The following is an 18570-nucleotide window of genomic DNA, read 5'->3' as shown; positions in this document are numbered from 1 at the left end:
TTTTTAATCGTTAATTAACCACAAAACCTGGTGGTCAATTTGCTCCGGAATCAGGTGGTCAGTTTGCTCCGGAACGGGTGGTCAATTTACTCCGGAATTAGGTGGTCAAATTGACCGGTTTTTCCACTAAGAGTAATTGCTTTTTGTATAGGAAGTCCTTCTTTGTTAAATTCATAAGAATCATCATTAGCAATATCATTTTCAAATAAAACACGGTATTTCACAAGTGGAGTAATGTCTTGTTTGTAAAAGGAGTAAAATGTATTTACGTTCTTCACAGAACCGTTTAAATTTAACGACCTCTTTTCTTTTATTTTGTTTTCCTGGGCACCGCAAAGGCTACAGTATATCAATGCAAAACCTACAATAACTTTTTTAACATCCAATTTAATTTCCATAATATGAAATTTTTCTTTTTATACTTTTAATCACCTCGTCCTGCATGGAATTGCGTCTAAGTTTACATTTTATCCAATTGTTATGACTATCATACTCATATTCGTAAAAGACTTTTTCTTGTTTAGGTAAATTATCATTTAGGTATTCACATGCTATGATATCTGCATTTTTGTTATAATAAAATTTAGCTTTTTTATATTTACCATAACTGCCAAAACCATCCTCGTAAAATATTTCAACCTCAGTAACGTAATTTTCGGCAGGATGATATTTGTATTTCTGTACTATAGGTGGCTCTTGTACTTCCTGAGGTTCTACAGCATACATTTCAGTTACTTTAATTAAGCGATTTTTAACATCATATTCATAGATCCATTTTTCATGCGCCCCATCTTTTTCCGTATAATAATTATTTTTCTTGTATTCTCCTTCATTAATTAAGCGTTGCTGGATTAAATTGCCTTTAATATCATATACATATTTTTTGGTCTGGTATAGTTCAGTTTCAATTATATTATTAGAAACATCTTTGTTTACAAAATATTCTTTTTCAGCAGTTATTTTACCGTTTTTGTCGAAATTATATTTATACGCAAAATCCGAGTCCAAATTTTTAAAACAGTTAGACCTCTTAAACGTAGTTTTATTCACATTTTGCATATTTAAATTAGCCATTCCCGTCCAATCAGGTACCCGATACACCTTTTTATCCAATTCATATTTGAAATTATTTTGAAGATCTTTTGGGTCATATACTAGCGAATCGGAAAAATGTCTTGATATCAAACCATATTTATTAAATTCATATGATTCATATGAGTTTTGGCGTAATATTACTACATCTGTGATATCATCTATTTCATATGCTGTGAGATCTTCTTTGTAAAAGGTACGACCATAAACGACTGATTTGACCGAATCATTTAAATTTAAACGATACAAATCTTTATTAATTCCATTTTGATTATTGGTTTTAAGCTGTGAAAAGCAGTTTAGCGAAAGGGAAAGAAATAGTAGTAGGATTTTTATTTTATGCATTTTAAGTAATATTTATATTCGACCTGGATGGTTAATTTATGATGTATTCAGACTTCAAAATAATATTAAACAATTTGTATGGTCCGCTGCTGAAATCATCCTTTTTGGGTGCCTGACACTTTAGATAATTGTGCCAAATGTTCTTGAATTTTAGAGACAACAGTATTGCAATTTTTAATAGCCGATAAATAATATAGGATTCCAACCATACTGCTTGTGGCATCAACGGTAGTTTCTACTTTTTTTAGGGCATCTGTTTCGTTGCTAACAGCCGTCATTTTTGTATAGGTTTCAACTATAGACGGTTGTGTTCTTCTCAATTCAAGTATTGCGCTATCAAGCTTAGTACCCATAACATGAAATGCCAATCCCATTTTAGTGTAAATATTTTTAACTTCTTCAATATTATTTGCTTTAGCAGCAGCGTCAAATTCGGTTGCTTTCATTTGCAACGATTGTGAAAGTAATTCAGATTTTTTGACAAAAGCAGTTCCATGAGCTATCAAAGCTTCATATTTTTCCTTTGGATACACTTCGTTAAATGACGGTTCACTATTTACTTTAGTTTCCGATCCCAGATTTTCGGTAGTACTATTTTTGTTTTTTTGAAGTTCAACTGAAATATCATTGAATACTTCAAGCAAATTTTTATCTGTGGAAGTGCTGCTGGGATTGCTTTCAGTTAAAGTAATACTATTTGGATGAACGTAATTATCGTCTATTATGGTTTGACAGACTATTTCAATTTGAGCTAATATCTCTAGTTTGGATTTAGTGGTCGGTGTGATTTTATTTTTTTTAAATGTTCCATTTTGGGCATAATTCACAGTAATACAAAGGAATAGTATGTAGGTAAATTCTTTTTTACCAACCAGTTTTAATCTCATAAGTATTTTAGTTATCGATAGATTTTTTGGGTTTTCAATTCTATAAATATATACATTATTACACTAGTGTCCACTAAAAAAGGAAATAAGTTCTTTTAAATTATTGTAAATCGGTATCTTAATAGTCATTTTTGAGCGTGACGATTTGAAATGATTATTATGTTCGTAAATCAATATTATGAATATGAATCAGGGTAAATATGTTTTTCTCAATTGGTTGAATTCCTCCTCAAGGTGTTTTTAACAGGTTAACCAGTAAATAGTTAGGCAATAAATTGGTTAAATATTTTACTTGTTGGAATCAATTAAAAACTAATCGTTCAAATTACGAAATTCTACAAATTTTATCGGCATCATTACTAGACAAAATACCCATAAATGAATTACTTATAAAATCAGATTACAATAATGTCATGAACATAATATTAATCAGTTGGTTGTTAGCTTATTTTAAGTGGATACTAATGAAAAAAACTATTAACATAGAAGATGAATTCTTTGGAGAAATGATATTCTCTGAATTCTGGATCTGCTAACAGAAAGTGGAGACAAAGTTAAGGATGCATTTTTGCACCCTTAACTATTTTAAATGCCTTTATAAAATCGGTAGTGTTACAGATTAGGGCATAGTGTTCTTTCTCATTCTACAGTTTTTGTTAGCACATCTAGAAATAAGTAAGGCTCATGTGCCACTATTCTGCCACAAAACTTTATAATGATGAATATCGTTAAAAACCGCCTTAATTTTTTGTGGCAAAAAAGGTGTCCACTCCAAACACGATGCTCCATGATTTAGCCATAGAATTTAGAACGTTGGAAATTTAGATAATAATTAAATTAAACGTCTTGGGTTTTTGTGGCAAAATAAAAGGTAATTCCAGAAATTTAAAAATCCTATTCTGAAAATAGATCCAAAATAATAAAATAATTTTTCATCAATTTGGAGGCATTTTAATTTTCACTATAACTCTAAAAAAATAATAATCATTTTTCTTGAATTACGTGAAACCGTATAATTGTAATATTTATAATACCTATATTTGTTTAAAAAGGACATTGTTCTCGTAAAAAACATTGCAGAAGCTTATTGAAAAAAAAATAACAGAAATAACTTATTAAGTTATTTATTTGTTTGTTTTTTTGTTAAAAAAGTATTCTATTTTGTTTAAAATTATGTTTTTTGTTTGTTTAAATTATTAAATATTTTTAAAAATATTTTTTTTTATAATTTATAATTTTAGTTTTGTTAAAAATAATGCCGCTTTAAATTTCAGGTCTAATTCAAGTGCACATGAATAGATTTAGATAAGATAAAGAATTATTTTGAAGTCCATAATAATTATTAATCATCAAAAAAAGTTTGAATGAAAAAATTAGAACTAAAAAATTTGACAGTTAAGAAACTGGCAAAAAATGACCTTTCAAAAATTAAAGGTGGAGCGGAAACATCTGGATGGTGTAACAAAAATTCAATATGGCCAGTTCCTTGCAGTTCTGCAGCATGGACATGTGAATATAGTGATAAATAGCCTCGGTCGTTTTCATTAAAAAACATCCAATCTAAAAAAAGAGTGATTTCACTTATGATGAAATCACTCTTTTTATGTTTAGGCTTAATAATACAGCGAATAATATACCTAAAAAAAGAAATAGAATATAATATAATGGAGAGTTTAATATTAAAAATAGAAAAGGCTATATGGGAATCTGCTATGATTGAAAATAGGGTAGGTCTGATGGATGGTCTATCAGGTGTAGCTATGTTTTATGATAATATGTATAAGGTTTATGGAATAGAAGAGTATAGAGATAAGTTGTTAAGTATAGTTGATAGAATAAATTTATTACTATCGGAAAATGAAACTTCATCAAATCTTTGTACAGGTATTGCAGGCTATGGTTTAATGCTCATAAGATTACAGGAAAAATCGGTTGAAATTGATAAAGAATATTTTGAAAGTATCGATTTAATTTTGCAAGAAGACCTCTACGACAGTTCTGCGGAAAATAATTACGATTATTTACATGGTTCAATTGGAATAGCCATGTATTTTATTGAGCGCTATAAAACAAATAAAAATGGTTTAATAGTTGAAATCTTGGATAAGTTTTCTAAAGAATTAATTCACAAAATAAATTTTGACTTTGAAAAAGTTTTAATTGAGCCTGTTTTTAATGATAAACACTGTTATTATTTTGGTTTGGCACACGGAGTTTCGGGTTACTTGAATTTTCTAATTTACTTGAAAAACAATTTTTCAGAGATGAGTCAAGATATAACAGAATCTTTAGATATTGCAATCACTTTTTTGAGAAACCATAAAAACAGAAATATTAACGATATCCAATATTATCCAAACTTACTAATATTAGAAACAAACGAATTTGTAAAACCGATGGTAGCGTGGTGTCAAGGCGATTTAGGTATTTCAAATGCTTTATATAGTTCTGGGGTATATCTTAATGATGATGCCCTGGTTAAAGAGGCTTCCCAATTAGTAAATAATATTAGTACAATTTCTTTAGAGGATTCTGGAATTGGAGATTTTGGAATGTGTCACGGTTGTATTGGAATTATAGTTCAATATCATTTAGCATCCTTAAATTTAAATCATGATTATAGCACGGAGATCAATAAATGGTATAGAATTTTAGATAGAAAAACAAACAATTTCGAAAATCTAAGCTCTTCAAATAATGACGTTGATTTAAAAGAAATTAATCTTTTGGATGGTTTGGCCGGTCTAGGTTTAGGATTATTAACTGTTGATGAAAAAATTGATACTGGTTGGTTGCAATTATTCAATTTGCATTGATATTAGTTAGAAATGTTTAATAATTTAATATTTTTAGAATAAATGATTTTTTTTGACAAAATTGTAAAAAGAGTTACCAATTTTTCTCTACAGTCATATGAAAAGAATAAAAAAGATAAAATTCAATTTTTTAATGATGATGCATTGTTTAAACTTTCAATTTTAGTTTCATCTAGAAGTTTATATGAAGATGTGAATAAAAATAAGAATGAAAAAATAAAAAAATCTTTATCAAAATACTTTTCAAGGGCACATTTTAATCCAACTCCTTTTGGTGCTTTTAGTAGTGTTGGAGTTGTTAAATGGGGAGATTCTACTTTAATAAAGAAAAACAAAGACCTTAACTTAAATGTTAAATATGATAACTCATTTTTATCTTCAAGTGTTAATGCCGCAATGGATAAGGGCTGGTTAACTAAATCTTATTGTATCAATCCTTCTATTTACTTCCGAAGTGAAGAAAAAATTAGTTTTTTTAAATCAGAAATTCAGGATATTGGCAAAATAGAGCTTAGACATGTAGAGATAGATTTTGACGAAAATCTAGAATGGTTGATAAAAAGATTCGAGAAAAAAGTGCACCTATTAGAAATATTAGAGGAACTGGTTTTAAATGGATTTGAAAGAATTGATGTTGAAGAGTATTTGCAAAATGCTATGGAAAGTGGGTTAATTATTGAATACTTTTTATTTTTTCCTTACGCTGAAAAACTTAGTAATGATAATTCTATGTTTTTTTCTGCTCTTGTAGATAAAAAGACACATTTAATTCAAAGTAGTTATGATATAGAATCTTTCTCGGATCAGTATATTAGTGATCAAAAAGTTTTTTTTGACGAAAATAACGAGTTTAAATATTCCCATCTTATTAATTCTTTTGATACGAATGAAGGTATTTTAGATAGAAAATTTCAAGATAAAATAAAAAGGTTTATTGATTTTACTGTTAACTTTAATATGCATTCTTCGCATAAAAATATTACTTTAGGTAAGTTCATTAGTAAAATTTCCCAAAGCTATAATGATGGTTTTATTCCACTGACCAAAATCTTTAATCCTTATTCAGGTTTAAATTATAAAAGTTTTGAGGAGGTTCATAATTTAAAGCTTGACAAAGAGATCATAAATAAGATATTGATTTCAAAAAAAGAAGACATTTATTTGGATTTTTCCTTCTCAGGGGACTATAATGAAACTAAAAAAAATAAACTGCCTGCAACATTCAGTATTTTAGTTGAAGTTTTGAAATGTAAAGATTCGAGCGATTCTATTTTGTACATAAAGAATCTAGGGGCCAATTCTGCACTAAACTTGATTTCCAGATTTAGTGATATAACCAATGATATATGTCAGGATATTGTTACCTTTGAAAAGCAAATTCACGAGAATAAACTTGTAGCGGATATAAATTGTATAGGTACTTTCAGAAGCCTGAATGTTTCACCTATAAAACAGTTTTATGACTATTGCATACCTGTAAATACAACATTTACTAATGAATCTAATCCAATTTTATTATCGGACATTTATGTGCATTTACAGGATGGTAGAATAGCGCTCGTATCTAAGAAATATAAAAAAGAGGTTATTCCCAAATTAACATCTGCTATTAATCCAAATCTTTCAGAGTCAGAATTCTATAGTTTTTTGTGTGATTATGAGTTTTATAATCAAGAAATATATGGGGTGAATTTTGATTTTAATAGTTACAACTACAACACACCCTATGTCCCTCGGATATATCTCGAAGAAGGGGTATTGCTTTTCCCTTCGCAGATTTTGTTAGTTAACAATAATTACTCTTTTGAGGCCTTTCAAGCTTACTTAGCAGAAAAAATTAAAGAATATTCTTTTTCTAAAATAATTAACTTTTCTGATACTAAAGGGGAAATAACAGTTGACACAGACGTTGTAGAGGATGTTTTTTTGATTTATGAAAAAATTAAAGAAAGAAAGCATTTATATGTATCAGAATCATTGTATGAATCGTTTAGTCCACAGATTATTGATAAAGATCATAAGAATTTTTCACATGAACTTGTTGTGAGTGTCAAAAACGAGCATTATACTCGTCCACAATTTAATTATGACAATGTTGAAGAGAATTTAAGTGAAAACATTCCCATACTATCAGATTGGCTGTATATGGAAATTTTTGGTAACTCTTATTCGAATCATGATATTTTAAGCTTTATTAATAAAGCTATTCTTTTACAAGATAAAACAGATCTTTTCTTTTTTGTAAACTATACTAATCCGGATAGACATTTAAGAGTACGATTTAAGACAAGTTCGAGAGAAAATAAAGAACACATTATTTTTAAAATACATGAGTTAAAAACAAATCATTTAATTAGTAAGTATCATATACTTCCTTATGAACAGGAAATTTATCGTTATGGAGGTATACAATTAATGGAATTGGCTGAAAAGATTTTTAGTCTTGATAGTAAGGATTTTATTAACAATGTTATTAATTCAGATCTTGATGAAGACTTTGTTAAAATCACAGCAATATTAAAAATCAAGAACTATTTCAATTATTTTGGTTTCTCATTAGATGAGATGATAGAAAACTGTGAAAGCGCAATTAAAATGTTTTTAAAAGAATTTGAGTTAACAGCAAAATTAAGGAAATCACTTAATAAAGATTATTTGGCCATTAGAAATAAAATAGACCATTTTGAATATTGTAATTCTTTAAACCATCTTATTTTAAGCGATGAGGTAGTGAAAAAATTAGATGTAAATAAATTCATTCGCTATAACTATATGTCTCTTATTATCCATATGAGTATGAATAGACATTTTTCTGAAGAACAAAGATTTAATGAATTTAAAGTTTATTATCTAGCCAAAATGTACTTTAATCAACTAAAATTTAAAAAGCAGTAACCCAATGAACAAGAAAATTTTAATACTTTTTGTCCTTTATTTTCAAATAGGATTTTCTAATAATAAAATATCAGAAACTCAAAAATTATTTACAACAGCAAAAGTTTGGGGATTTTTAAAATATTATCATCCGAATGTCGCCAATGGAAGTAAAGATTGGGACGAAGAATTGTTTAAGATTCTGCCTAAAGTAAAAAAAGCTCAATCTGAGGAAGCATACTCCAGAGTGATAGAAGATTGGATCCTTGCTTTGGGAGAAGTAGATGCGAAAAGTACTAATTCAAGATTAAAAGAAGACTATTTTGATAAAAATTTTAACTTATCATGGATCAATAAAGATCAACTAATTTCTAAATCACTTTCTAAAAGACTAAGATTCATTGAAGAGAATAGATACCAAGGAATACTATTTTATGTTGATGTAACAGAAGCTGGAAATATATTCTTGAAAAACGAAAAATTTTCAGATTTAAACTGGTCTGATGAGAATTATAGACTTTTAACACTTTTTAGGTATTGGAATATAATTGAATATTTTTTTCCTTATAAGTACCTAATGGACAATAATTGGGATAAAACCCTTGAAGACATATTACCTGATTTTGTCCTAACCAAATCAGAGGATGATTTTAAAGTAGCGATGCATAAACTAACGGTTCGATTAAATGATTCTCATTCATCATTTTACTACAGTACATCACAAACAAGAGGAAAAGTAAGAAAATTTCTTCCAGTAAAATGTGTTATAATTGATAAAGAAATGGTTGTTTCAGAAATATTAAGCGATACGTTGGCTAAATTGGATGATATCCGGGTCGGTGATGTTATTACCAAGGTAAATAACAAAACAATTGAGCAAATTATCACAGAAAAAAGAGATTTTGTAAGTGCTTCAAATGAAGCGTCTTATTTGAGAAATTTAGTATTTGAGATTACTACTGGATATATGGACTCTATTGATTTGGAAGGGAGACGCAATAGTCTTATTTTTAAAAAAGTAATTCAATGGACTGATTACAACAAGTCACATAGCAACGAATTAAAAAAAAAGAAATCAAAAAAGTATAAAGTGATTGATAATAGTATTGGTTATGTAGATATGGGGAAAATTTATGAAAAAGAAGTTTCAGAAATGATGTCTGAGTTAAATTCAACAAAGGCTATTATATTAGACATGAGAGATTATCCCAATGGAACAAATTTTGAGATGGCAAAATATCTTAACTCAGACGCTAAGCCTTTTGTGAAGTATACAAAACCTGATTTAAGTTATCCAGGTAGGTTTGTTTGGAGTGAACCAAGTTTTTGTGGTACAAAAAACACAAATAATTACAAAGGAAAGATCATTGTATTGGTAAATGAACTTTCGCAAAGCCAATCCGAATGGGCTACAATGTGTTTTCAAACCGCAGATAACACTATCGTGATAGGTAGCCAAACTGCAGGGGCAGATGGAAATACAAGTAGTGTTAATATTACAAATAAACATGAAGCTCCTTTTTCAGGTATTGGTGTTTACTATCCTGATGGTAAAGAGACCCAGCGTGTTGGTATAATCCCTGATATTATCGTTAAACCGACCATTGTAGGAATACAAAACGGAAAAGATGAAATACTGGAGAGGGCTATATTATTTATCAATGAAGGGAAGTAATATAAGAGTATTATTCTGGCACTATTTAGTTGTATCTAAAATTAAGTTACTATCGAATAGAAATACTACTAGATTTAATACCATTTTAAAAAGTACTCATTAAAATTCAAAACAATTGATTTCTTTCCCTTTTTACAAGCAGGCAGATCATAAAGATTGTGGCCCAACATGTTTAAAAATAATAGCTAGATATTATGGTAAAATAATAAACATTCAGGAGTTGAGAGATCTTAGTGAGACAACTCTTGAAGGAAGTAGTTTGCTTTTTCTGAGTGATGCTGCAGAGAAGATTGGTTTTAGAACTCTGGGAGCTATGCTCGACACTGAAAACTTAAAAGAAGTTCCGTTACCTTGTATTCTACACTGGAATCAAAACCATTATGTAGTACTTTATAAAATTAAAAGAGGTGTATACTATGTTTCAGATCCTACTTTTGGTCTAATCCGATACAATCAAGAAGATTTTATTAAATTTTGGATCGGAAATAATGCCGACGAGTCTACTAAGGAGGGAATTGCTTTATTGATTGAAGCTACCCCTAAGTTTTTTCAATCCGATTTTGATAAAGAAGATAATAAAGGACTCGGATTTGGATTGTTGGCGCAGTATGTGCTTCGGTACAAATCATTTCTGATACAATTGAGTATAGGGTTACTGGCAAGTTCTTTGTTGCAGCTTATCTTTCCGTTTTTAACACAAAGTATAGTTGATGTTGGGATTCAAAACCAGAATATTCATTTTATCTATTTGATTCTTTTTGCGCAATTGTTTCTTTTTGCAGGAAGAACCGGTCTGGAACTTATTCGAAGCTGGATTTTACTACACCTTTCTACCCGAATAAATATTTCTCTAATCTCAGATTTCTTTATTAAACTAATGAATTTGCCCATTTCGTTTTTTGATGTGCGAATGACTGGTGATATCATGCAGCGTATTAATGATCATCGCAGGATTGAGCGAATTTTGACAACATCGTCTTTAAATGTTCTCTTTTCGGTCATCAATATGTTTATTATGGGAGGGGTTTTGGCCTATTTTAATTTGCAGATCTTTTTGGTGTTTTTTGCAGGTAGTGTGCTTTATTTCGGTTGGATTACTTTGTTCTTAAAAAGAAGAGAAGTACTCGATTACAAACGTTTTGCAGAAGTATCCAGTGAGCAAAATAAAGTAATGGAGCTTATCAATGGAATGCAGGAAATAAAACTCCATAATGCCGAAAAACAAAAACGTTGGGGATGGGAATACATACAAGCACGACTTTTTAGAGTTTCGATTAAAGGATTGGTTTTAGAGCAAACACAAAGCATTGGTTCTTCTGTAATCAACGAATTAAAAAATATCTTCATTATATTTCTTTCTGCAAAACTGGTGATCGACGGCTCAATTACACTGGGGATGATGCTGGCGATAAGTTCGATAGTAGGAGGTTTAAACGGCCCCATTGCACAACTTATAGAATTTGTCAGAGAGCTTCAGGACGCAAAAATATCACTGGCCAGATTATCTGAAATTCATGAGAAAGAAGGCGAAGCACAACAGGAAGTTCATCAGACCAGTGATGTTCCTTACGATTCAGACATCGATATCAATAATCTTTCCTATCGCTATTTAGGTTCCGATATTCCTGTTTTGGAGGATTTAACATTGAAAATTCCCGCCAATAAAGTCACTGCGATAGTAGGTGTCAGCGGAAGCGGAAAAACAACCCTGATGAAACTCCTCCTTAAATTCTATGAACCTGAAAAGGGAGAGATAAACATTGGAAATGCACAACTGAAAAATATTTCTCAACGAGCATGGCGATCGAATATTGGGGCTGTTATGCAGGAAGGTTTTATTTTTAGTGATACTATTGCCAATAATATTGCGATTGGTGTTGATAAAGTAGATAAAGAACGTCTAGTCTATGCTGCTGATGTTGCGAATATAAAAGAATACATAAGCGGTTTACCGTTAGGTTACAATACAAAAATTGGTGCCGAGGGATTAGGGATGAGCACGGGGCAAAAACAACGTTTGTTAATTGCAAGAGCAGTTTATAAAAACCCGGAAATATTGTTTTTTGATGAAGCTACATCGGCTTTGGATGCGAATAATGAAAAAGAAATAATGCAGAAACTGGATATTTTCTTTAAAGATAAAACGGTAGTAGTTATTGCACACCGCTTAAGTACCGTTATGAATGCCGATCAAACTGTGGTTTTAGACAAAGGGAAAATCATCGAAATTGGCAGTCATTCCGTTTTGGTACAGCAAAAAGGGAATTATTTTGAACTGGTTAAAAATCAATTACAATTAGGAAATTAAGTCATGGCGGAAGATACTACATTCGAACTAAGAAGTGAAGAAGTTCAGGACATTCTCACCAAAGTACCGCATTGGATGATACGTTGGGGAACCGTTTTGATATTCGTCATCATTTTCATGCTTTTTTTTGTGTCCTGGTTTATCAAATATCCGGATGTTGTTAATACCGAAATTGTAATTACAACCAATATTCCGCCAGAGAAAATAGTCTCTAAATCTTCAGGACGTATCGAAGCAATTCTGGTAAAAGACAAATCTGTTGTTTCAAAAAACACTACACTTGCGATTATCGAAAATACGGCCAACTACAATGATGTTTTTTTGCTGAAAAAGATCGTTGAAGAATATAATATCAATAATCCGAAGAAAGCCTTTCCTTTTGAATTGTTGAAAAACGCACAATTGGGCGAGATCGAAAGTGCTTTTGCTGTTTTTCAGAAAGATTATCAGGCTGAACAATTAAATAAAGACTTGCAGCCTTTTGCAGTTGAAAACAGAGCTCAGGTTTCTGAAAAGGTTCAGATTAAAGAAAGACTGGAAATTTTGCAACAGCAAAAAGTAATTAACGAAAGCGAATTACAGCTTCAGAAAAATGAAATTGCAAGATTTGAAACGCTATTCAATAAAGGAATCATTTCTGCACAGGAGATGGAAGCCAAAAAACTGGGATTTCTTCAGGCACAAAAGAATTACAAAAGTCTACTGTCTTCTATTTCTCAGCTAAAGTCAGCTTTGATTGATAACTCTAAGTTAAGTCAGAACTCGCAAATTAGCGGTACTAAAGAAGAAGTTACATTAGGAAGGAATATGGCGCAGTCTTTTTATCAGCTCAAAAAAGTAATAAAAGATTGGGAGCTAGCCTATGCTTTAAGGTCATCGGTGAGCGGAGTGGTTACTTTTTTGCAGGTTTGGACAGAGAATCAGACGATTAATGTTGGCGATAATGTCTTTTCGATTATTCCGGATACTAAGAATGGATTTGTTGGAAAAGTAAAGGCTCCGGCTTTAAATTCCGGAAAAATAAAAGTGGGGCAAAAGGTGAACATCAGACTGGCAAATTTCCCCGACAGAGAATTCGGGGTGTTAAAAGGAAAGATCCGCAATATTTCTCTTGTCCCTGATAAAGATGGAAATTTACTGTTGGATGTAGCACTTCCAAACGGATTGGAGACCTCCTATAAGAAAAAAATCATATTTCAGCAGGAAATGAAAGGAAACGCCGAAATCGTAACCGAAGATTTGCGTTTAATCGAGAGAATCTTGTATCAGTTTAAAAGTATTTTTAAGCAAGTTTAAGATTCTGTCGCATCTAGAGCTAAGCTTTACCTTTTTAAATTCTCGAACTCATAAATACAAAAGGACATTGTTGCTCCAAGTCTATTATTTTGGAGGAAATATATTTTCTGCTTAGGTTTACATTACCCTATCTGGATCTTGAAGAGAATATGAAAATGCGTGGAGTTTCTGTTGATCATGCTACCATTGAGCGGTGGCTATTTAAGTTTGCACCATTAATGGTCACTTTAAAATTACTTAAACTCTTATATTTGATTCTTACAGATGCGACAGAACTCATTTTGACATATAATAGTCAATTAAAATGATTTTTCCAGTATATCACAGTAAAAGTTATTTGGTGATTTATGTAGGGCAGTAGTTTTCTCAATAATGAATCACTAAAATAATGCAGAAGAAATGGGAACTACAATATAGATATTGATCATATCTTCTTTACGCAATTTTATAGTTTTTTCAATTTTATGGTTTTACAACTCATGCCTATGTACCTTGTAATATTTAGTTTTAGTGACAATATGAATGATTTTTGTGTAGATTAATAGTACTACAAGTGAGAGTAAAAACCACCAGTTAATAAGTGATTCGGGAGAATTAGAATAGAATAATGCAATATTCCAACCTACTAAAAATATTAGAACTAAGAAAACAGTAAAATATAAATAATCAATATAATAATTAAAGATCTTAAAAGATTTGAAACCTAAAACACCAATTCCTGTACAAAAAACTATAAAAGCTGGAATAAAAATACTAAAATTCATACAGGACAAATTTTAGTTAAATGTAATCAATTTTAAACAAAAAGGCACTTCATTCTGAACATGCCCAAAGAAATTCTGATCTATTGAGAAGATTTGAGTTTTTTACTGCAATATGGTTCTGTCGCACCTGAGAATAACTTTTATCTTTATAATTTTAAAACCATCGAAAAATGAATGCCAAAGGTCATTGTTATCCAAAGTCTATTATTCTGCAGGCAGTATATTTTAAGCTTAGGTTTACTTTAAGTTATCGAGATGCTCAAGAGATCATGAAAATGTGAGGAGTTTCTGCGGATCATGCTACTACTAGGCGCTGGGTTTATAAATTTACACCTTTAATTGAATCAGAGATGAAGATGAGAAAAGGTAAAGTAGGTACAAGCTGGAGATTGGATGAAACCTATATCAAAGTAAAAGGTATTTGGTGTTATTTATATAGGGCAGTGGATAAATTAGGTGATACGGTTGACTTTCTTTTGACCAGAAAAAGACAGAGAATGAGCACTCAGTCTTTTCTAATTAAAGCAATTAGTAATAACTGCAGGCCACGAGTAATAAACATTGATAAAAGCGGTTCTAATACAGCAGCGATCAAAGTCTATAACAAGCGCTCGTTCTCAAAGATTAAAATCCGGCAATGTAAATATCTTAACAATATTGTCGAACAGGACCATCGTTTTATCAAGTGGCGCATACAAAACGGATTAGGCTTTAAAAGTTTTGAATCTGCAAAGAGAACTCTAAGCGGAATTGAAGTTGTGCATATGCTTAGAAAGAATCAGATGATTAGACCAGGGATATCTATATTTAAATCATTCTGTAGATTGGCGGGCTAATTTTTAAATTACTTAAATTCTTATTATTTGATTCTGACAGATGCGACAGAACCATAAAAACAATATGTATTTCATTTTTTTGAGTAAATTGAATCAATCTGTTGCGCTTCCGTAAGCTTGTTTAATAGCTTCATTCATTGTATCTATAGCACTACTTAATTCAGGAGAAAGAGCGGTATGACCAGGTAATACAGAATCTAATAAACCATCAGTAATTTTTGATTGTAAATAATCTTTAAATTTTCCATTGGCTCCATCACTATGAGCAATATACAAGATTGCAACTTCCATTAGGGCACCAATTTCGTTTACGGCCCCCCAAAGACTTACATAGTGGCCCAAAAATTTCTCCAATACCATCTATAGTGTTTGTTTTTTTATTGATTTATTAAGAACAATCGTTTGCGTTGTATTTGTATTTTTTTTGCATAATCCTCGTCTTTGTCAAAAGGTTCAACTATAAACTGGATCTGAATGATCCGGAATGGAAAATTATAACAAACCTCTTAGGAAGGATCATAGTCGTAATTTTTTACCAGTGTTAATACAATTGCCCATTTATTGTTCTTTTTCTCCATTATATAAATCTGTTCTGGTTCACCTCCTGTATAAAATATGGATGAGTATTTTAAAATGGCATATTGTTTATTCAAACTTAGAATAGGCTTGGATATAATATGCCCAGTTGCACTTATTGATATGGTCCTATTATGAATTTTTGAAAATAGTTGTTCTTTTTCAATTATCGGAATATCAAATGATCCAAAGTTTTTTGTAGTCCAGAAGAAGGGTTCATTAGCCTTGTTATAACCACACTTCAATGCATCGATTTCATCAGCATCTACTGGACAGTTTTTAATAGTGGCAGGTGAAAAAATAATTCTTTTTTTATTTATGGGAAGATTTTTATCTAAGTAAGCCTGCGTGTAAATATCTAAAACATTTTCGTTTGAAGCTGCTTCCTTAATAAGATAAGATGCATTTACATATGGAATGTTTTTAAGATTCTTTTCCTCAGCAAAATCCTGGACTATCTGCTGCTCTATTTTTACCGTGGAGCAGGAAACTGCTAGCATTCCTGCTATTACTATGTTTAATTGTTTCATGACTGTAAGCTTAGACGCTCTATATTTTTCAAATAATAGTTTCTGTTCAATCATTTGCATGTCTCTAATGTCTGAGCGCGCTATATTTAAGAAGTTTATCCATTTTTTTTAATATAAATGGAACCCTAAAAACAGAAGAAACCTGCAAATCCTCAGACTTGCAGGTTTATTAGGCTCTTTTCTAATGAAAAACATTCGGATCGTAAAACTCTGCTATTATTATCCATTTGTTGCGGTCTTTTTCAGCTAAGCAGACTTTTTTGGCGATGCTGCTCATGGACAAAAAACTGTAGTAGTAAAAAAGGGCATATTTTCCATCTGCAGTCACAATTGGTCTTGATATTATATTTCCGGATGAAGTCAGTGGCAAAACCTGTCTGGCTATTTCAGATTCCAGATCTTTTCGGTTTATTATCGGAATATCAAGGGAATTGAAATCATTGACATTCCAGCCCTCAGATAAGCCGGTTTTATTTCTTTCCTTTAATTGGGAAAGTTGATTTTCATCTATTGGCCAGCTCTTAAAATTGCCGGGTAAAACCTCTATCCGTTTTTTTCCGGCAGGCAGGTTTTTATCGGCATAGGCCATCTCGTAATATTCTAGAGATTTTGCTCTCGGACCTGATTCTTCAATTAGATAGGCTGGAGAGGTATTTGGATTATTTTTAAGATTCTTTTCTTTTATAAAATCCTGAACGATCTGTTCTTGGACTCTTACTGTTGAACAGGAAGTAAAAATAATACCTGCCAATATTATATATTTTTTCATAAATATTATTTATCACATGGCGCCCCTTTCGGTTCGTTAGCACCTCTTTGTTCATTATATGTTTCAGCGGCTCTTTCAGAGCCTATTCGATCTCGGTCCGTTTGACTGAGGTAAGTGTTTGACTCATAAGCGGAAGTTCCCTGCATTGAGCCCCAAGCCATATCTTTATAAAATAGTTCAGCCTGACCTTCCGGCACAGCTATTCCAGTCTGGAACTCCTGTATTGCCGCTGCCATTATATCTATAAAGCTGGCAGCTATTTGATTATGATGCGCTTCCTGCTTATCTCCATTTCCATTGACATAGGCTTCATGTAAAAACGGATAATTATCATAGGCATGTGAATTACCGTTATTTGCCCAGTCGTCAAATACTGTATTAAAGTAGGCATGAATATACTCATGCACCAGTGAGGTTGCAATGGATAGCGAAGTTGCATTGCTGTAATTTTCATTTAATACAATATTATATGTTCCGCGCGTTCCGCTATTCATTGTTCTGGCCAAATCGGTATCTCCTCCCAGTGAACCTACACTGATGTTTACTTTATATGGGGAGTTTGGATTATTGAATTTGTCCGTTATTGCTGCAAATTTTGCCTGAGTCAGTTTTTCAAGCTTATCATCAACAGCTTCTGAGCAGGGACTGTCATCTGAAGGATCTGTGGAAGGATCAGGATCGTCAGGATTACATAGGCTCGGATTGCTGATGCAGGGATCGTTTTCAGTTGGATCGCAGAATGAGGAGTCACAGTAGCAGTCATAACAGGAATTGTCAGGTCCGCAGAAGAAAGGATCACAGCTGCAATCATAGCAAGGTTCGGGATCCGGATCTGGATGCCACGGTTCAATAATTACCTCGCCCAATTCGCCGCCATTTTCGTCAATTTGTCCGTAGCTGGTCTGCTTTCCGCATAAGATGCATAAGAACGTCAGTACTAATATAAAATAATTTTTCTTCATGAAGCTTTATTTTTTTTTTTAAATTGTTTTTATCATTTTGGCTCCGTATTTCAGATTAAGGATATAGTTTCCAGGAGGTGCGTTAAATGGTATAGCCAGCTCCTGATGGCCGGAGTCCGAAGTTTTGAGTTTCTGCTGGTTTACTAAAAAACCAGTGAATGAATAGATGTCAACGCTGATGTCCGTATACTCGGCAAGCTCAAAACTTAAATTAAAGCTATCTGAAGTAACAGGATTTGGGTAGACAATAAGTTGCGAGAGGATCTGTTGGGTCTGGTCATCTGCAGCTGGGGCATTTCGCTGCAGGCTTAAGTACATGGGTTTTTCATTCTCATGTTCTTTAAGATCATAAAGTTGGATGTTTCCCGCTATAAAGACTTCATTATCCTTTTCAAGATATTGTACTTTGGCCTGCTTAAATTCGTATGTTTTCGGTATGTTGTTGGAGAAATGTTCGATGCGGTCAATTTGTGAGTTTTCAAAAACAATTGCATCAGGGGTAATTTCAGCCTTAAACTGGGCCTGATCACCTTCTTTTTCTTTCCAAATACCTGAAAGAATTTTACCTTTCTGGTCTAAAGTCACCTCAAGCGGGGTTCTGCTGATTACGTTCTGTCCGCTCCAGTCGTAGCGGATTAGATGTCCAGTATAACCACCGCTGATATCTCCCTGTATTGTTTTTTGATTTACGTTCTGGAATTTTTCAGGTGCTGTGTGGAAAAACCGGTCAATTTGACCACCTAATTCCGGAGTAAATTGACCACCCGTTCCGGAGCAAACTGACCACCTGATTCCGGAGCAAATTGACCACCAGGTTTTGTGGTTAATTAACGATTAAAA

14 protein-coding genes and 1 pseudogene are annotated in these 18570 nt (G+C 31.9%); 7 read left to right on the top strand and 8 right to left on the bottom strand.

Going from position 1 to position 18570, the window contains the following annotated elements:
- Positions 1–86 precede the first annotated feature (86 nt).
- The 3 genes from ACN1CN_RS22060 to ACN1CN_RS22050 form a co-directional block, all read right to left on the bottom strand.
- Positions 87–398, bottom strand: a complete 312-nt coding sequence (locus ACN1CN_RS22060; protein ID WP_419137743.1) for a hypothetical protein — start codon at positions 396–398, stop codon at positions 87–89.
- Positions 388–1437: a hypothetical protein gene (locus tag ACN1CN_RS22055; protein ID WP_419137741.1), complete on the bottom strand. Its 1050-nt coding sequence runs from the start codon at positions 1435–1437 to the stop codon at positions 388–390. Before ACN1CN_RS22055 ends, ACN1CN_RS22060 begins: the two co-directional genes overlap by 11 nt.
- A gap of 95 nt (positions 1438–1532) precedes the next feature.
- Positions 1533–2324 carry a hypothetical protein gene (locus tag ACN1CN_RS22050; protein ID WP_419137739.1) on the bottom strand — a complete coding sequence of 264 codons (792 nt, stop codon included), beginning with the start codon at positions 2322–2324 and terminating at the stop codon, positions 1533–1535.
- Between the two features lie 1364 nt (positions 2325–3688).
- Here ACN1CN_RS22050 and ACN1CN_RS22045 point away from each other — a divergent pair.
- The 7 genes and pseudogenes from ACN1CN_RS22045 to ACN1CN_RS22015 all read left to right on the top strand — a co-directional run bounded on the left by ACN1CN_RS22045 (position 3689) and on the right by ACN1CN_RS22015 (position 14893).
- The gene (locus ACN1CN_RS22045) at positions 3689–3853 is read left to right on the top strand and encodes a hypothetical protein (RefSeq protein WP_419137737.1); all 165 of its coding nucleotides are present in this window, start codon (positions 3689–3691) and stop codon (positions 3851–3853) included.
- 54 nt (positions 3854–3907) lie between these two features.
- Complete coding sequence (locus ACN1CN_RS22040) at positions 3908–5140, top strand: lanthionine synthetase LanC family protein (RefSeq protein ID WP_419137735.1); 1233 nt, start codon at positions 3908–3910, stop codon at positions 5138–5140.
- 42 nt (positions 5141–5182) lie between these two features.
- Positions 5183–8035 (top strand): thiopeptide-type bacteriocin biosynthesis protein, encoded by a 2853-nt coding sequence (locus ACN1CN_RS22035; protein ID WP_419137733.1) that lies wholly within the window; start codon positions 5183–5185, stop codon positions 8033–8035.
- A 4-nt stretch (positions 8036–8039) separates the two neighbouring features.
- Positions 8040–9689 (top strand): S41 family peptidase, encoded by a 1650-nt coding sequence (locus ACN1CN_RS22030; RefSeq protein ID WP_419137731.1) that lies wholly within the window; start codon positions 8040–8042, stop codon positions 9687–9689.
- 115 nt (positions 9690–9804) lie between these two features.
- On the top strand, positions 9805–11997 hold the full coding sequence (locus tag ACN1CN_RS22025; RefSeq protein ID WP_419137729.1) for a peptidase domain-containing ABC transporter: 2193 nt from the start codon (positions 9805–9807) through the stop codon (positions 11995–11997).
- A gap of 3 nt (positions 11998–12000) precedes the next feature.
- Complete coding sequence (locus ACN1CN_RS22020) at positions 12001–13293, top strand: HlyD family secretion protein (RefSeq protein WP_419137728.1); 1293 nt, start codon at positions 12001–12003, stop codon at positions 13291–13293.
- 934 nt (positions 13294–14227) lie between these two features.
- A pseudogene (locus ACN1CN_RS22015) lies at positions 14228–14893 on the top strand (IS6 family transposase).
- Between the two features lie 93 nt (positions 14894–14986).
- Here the strand turns inward: ACN1CN_RS22015 and ACN1CN_RS22010 are convergent.
- The 5 genes from ACN1CN_RS22010 to ACN1CN_RS21990 all read right to left on the bottom strand — a co-directional run bounded on the left by ACN1CN_RS22010 (position 14987) and on the right by ACN1CN_RS21990 (position 18315).
- On the bottom strand, positions 14987–15184 hold the full coding sequence (locus ACN1CN_RS22010) for a hypothetical protein (RefSeq protein ID WP_419137726.1): 198 nt from the start codon (positions 15182–15184) through the stop codon (positions 14987–14989).
- A 215-nt stretch (positions 15185–15399) separates the two neighbouring features.
- On the bottom strand, positions 15400–15999 hold the full coding sequence (locus ACN1CN_RS22005) for a hypothetical protein (protein ID WP_419137724.1): 600 nt from the start codon (positions 15997–15999) through the stop codon (positions 15400–15402).
- 181 nt (positions 16000–16180) lie between these two features.
- Entirely contained in the window at positions 16181–16768 is a 588-nt protein-coding gene (locus ACN1CN_RS22000) for a hypothetical protein (protein ID WP_419137722.1), read from the bottom strand.
- Positions 16769–16773: 5 nt separating this feature from the next.
- Positions 16774–17634, bottom strand: coding sequence for a hypothetical protein (locus ACN1CN_RS21995; RefSeq protein ID WP_419137720.1), 861 nt, complete (start codon positions 17632–17634; stop codon positions 16774–16776).
- Positions 17635–17748: 114 nt separating this feature from the next.
- Entirely contained in the window at positions 17749–18315 is a 567-nt protein-coding gene (locus tag ACN1CN_RS21990) for a T9SS type A sorting domain-containing protein (RefSeq protein ID WP_419137718.1), read from the bottom strand.
- Positions 18316–18570 lie beyond the last annotated feature (255 nt).

Source organism: Flavobacterium sp. T12S277 (genome assembly GCF_048514875.1).
GTDB lineage: Bacteria > Bacteroidota > Bacteroidia > Flavobacteriales > Flavobacteriaceae > Flavobacterium.
This window is presented reverse-complemented; position numbering and strand designations above follow the sequence as displayed.

Bases quoted from the DNA above. Each gene is read 5' to 3' on its own strand.
- ACN1CN_RS22060 (WP_419137743.1), bottom strand. From the start codon at position 398: ATGGAAATTAAATTGGATGTTAAAAAAGTTATTGTAGGTTTTGCATTG.
- ACN1CN_RS22040 (WP_419137735.1), top strand. From the start codon at position 3,908: ATGATGAAATCACTCTTTTTATGTTTAGGCTTAATAATACAGCGAATA.
- ACN1CN_RS22010 (WP_419137726.1), bottom strand. From the start codon at position 15,184: ATGGAAGTTGCAATCTTGTATATTGCTCATAGTGATGGAGCCAATGGA.
- ACN1CN_RS22020 (WP_419137728.1), top strand. From the start codon at position 12,001: ATGGCGGAAGATACTACATTCGAACTAAGAAGTGAAGAAGTTCAGGAC.
- ACN1CN_RS22030 (WP_419137731.1), top strand. From the start codon at position 8,040: ATGAACAAGAAAATTTTAATACTTTTTGTCCTTTATTTTCAAATAGGA.
- ACN1CN_RS22000 (WP_419137722.1), bottom strand. From the start codon at position 16,768: ATGAAAAAATATATAATATTGGCAGGTATTATTTTTACTTCCTGTTCA.
- ACN1CN_RS22045 (WP_419137737.1), top strand. From the start codon at position 3,689: ATGAAAAAATTAGAACTAAAAAATTTGACAGTTAAGAAACTGGCAAAA.
- ACN1CN_RS22050 (WP_419137739.1), bottom strand. From the start codon at position 2,324: ATGAGATTAAAACTGGTTGGTAAAAAAGAATTTACCTACATACTATTC.
- ACN1CN_RS22005 (WP_419137724.1), bottom strand. From the start codon at position 15,999: ATGAAACAATTAAACATAGTAATAGCAGGAATGCTAGCAGTTTCCTGC.
- ACN1CN_RS22055 (WP_419137741.1), bottom strand. From the start codon at position 1,437: ATGCATAAAATAAAAATCCTACTACTATTTCTTTCCCTTTCGCTAAAC.
- ACN1CN_RS22035 (WP_419137733.1), top strand. From the start codon at position 5,183: ATGATTTTTTTTGACAAAATTGTAAAAAGAGTTACCAATTTTTCTCTA.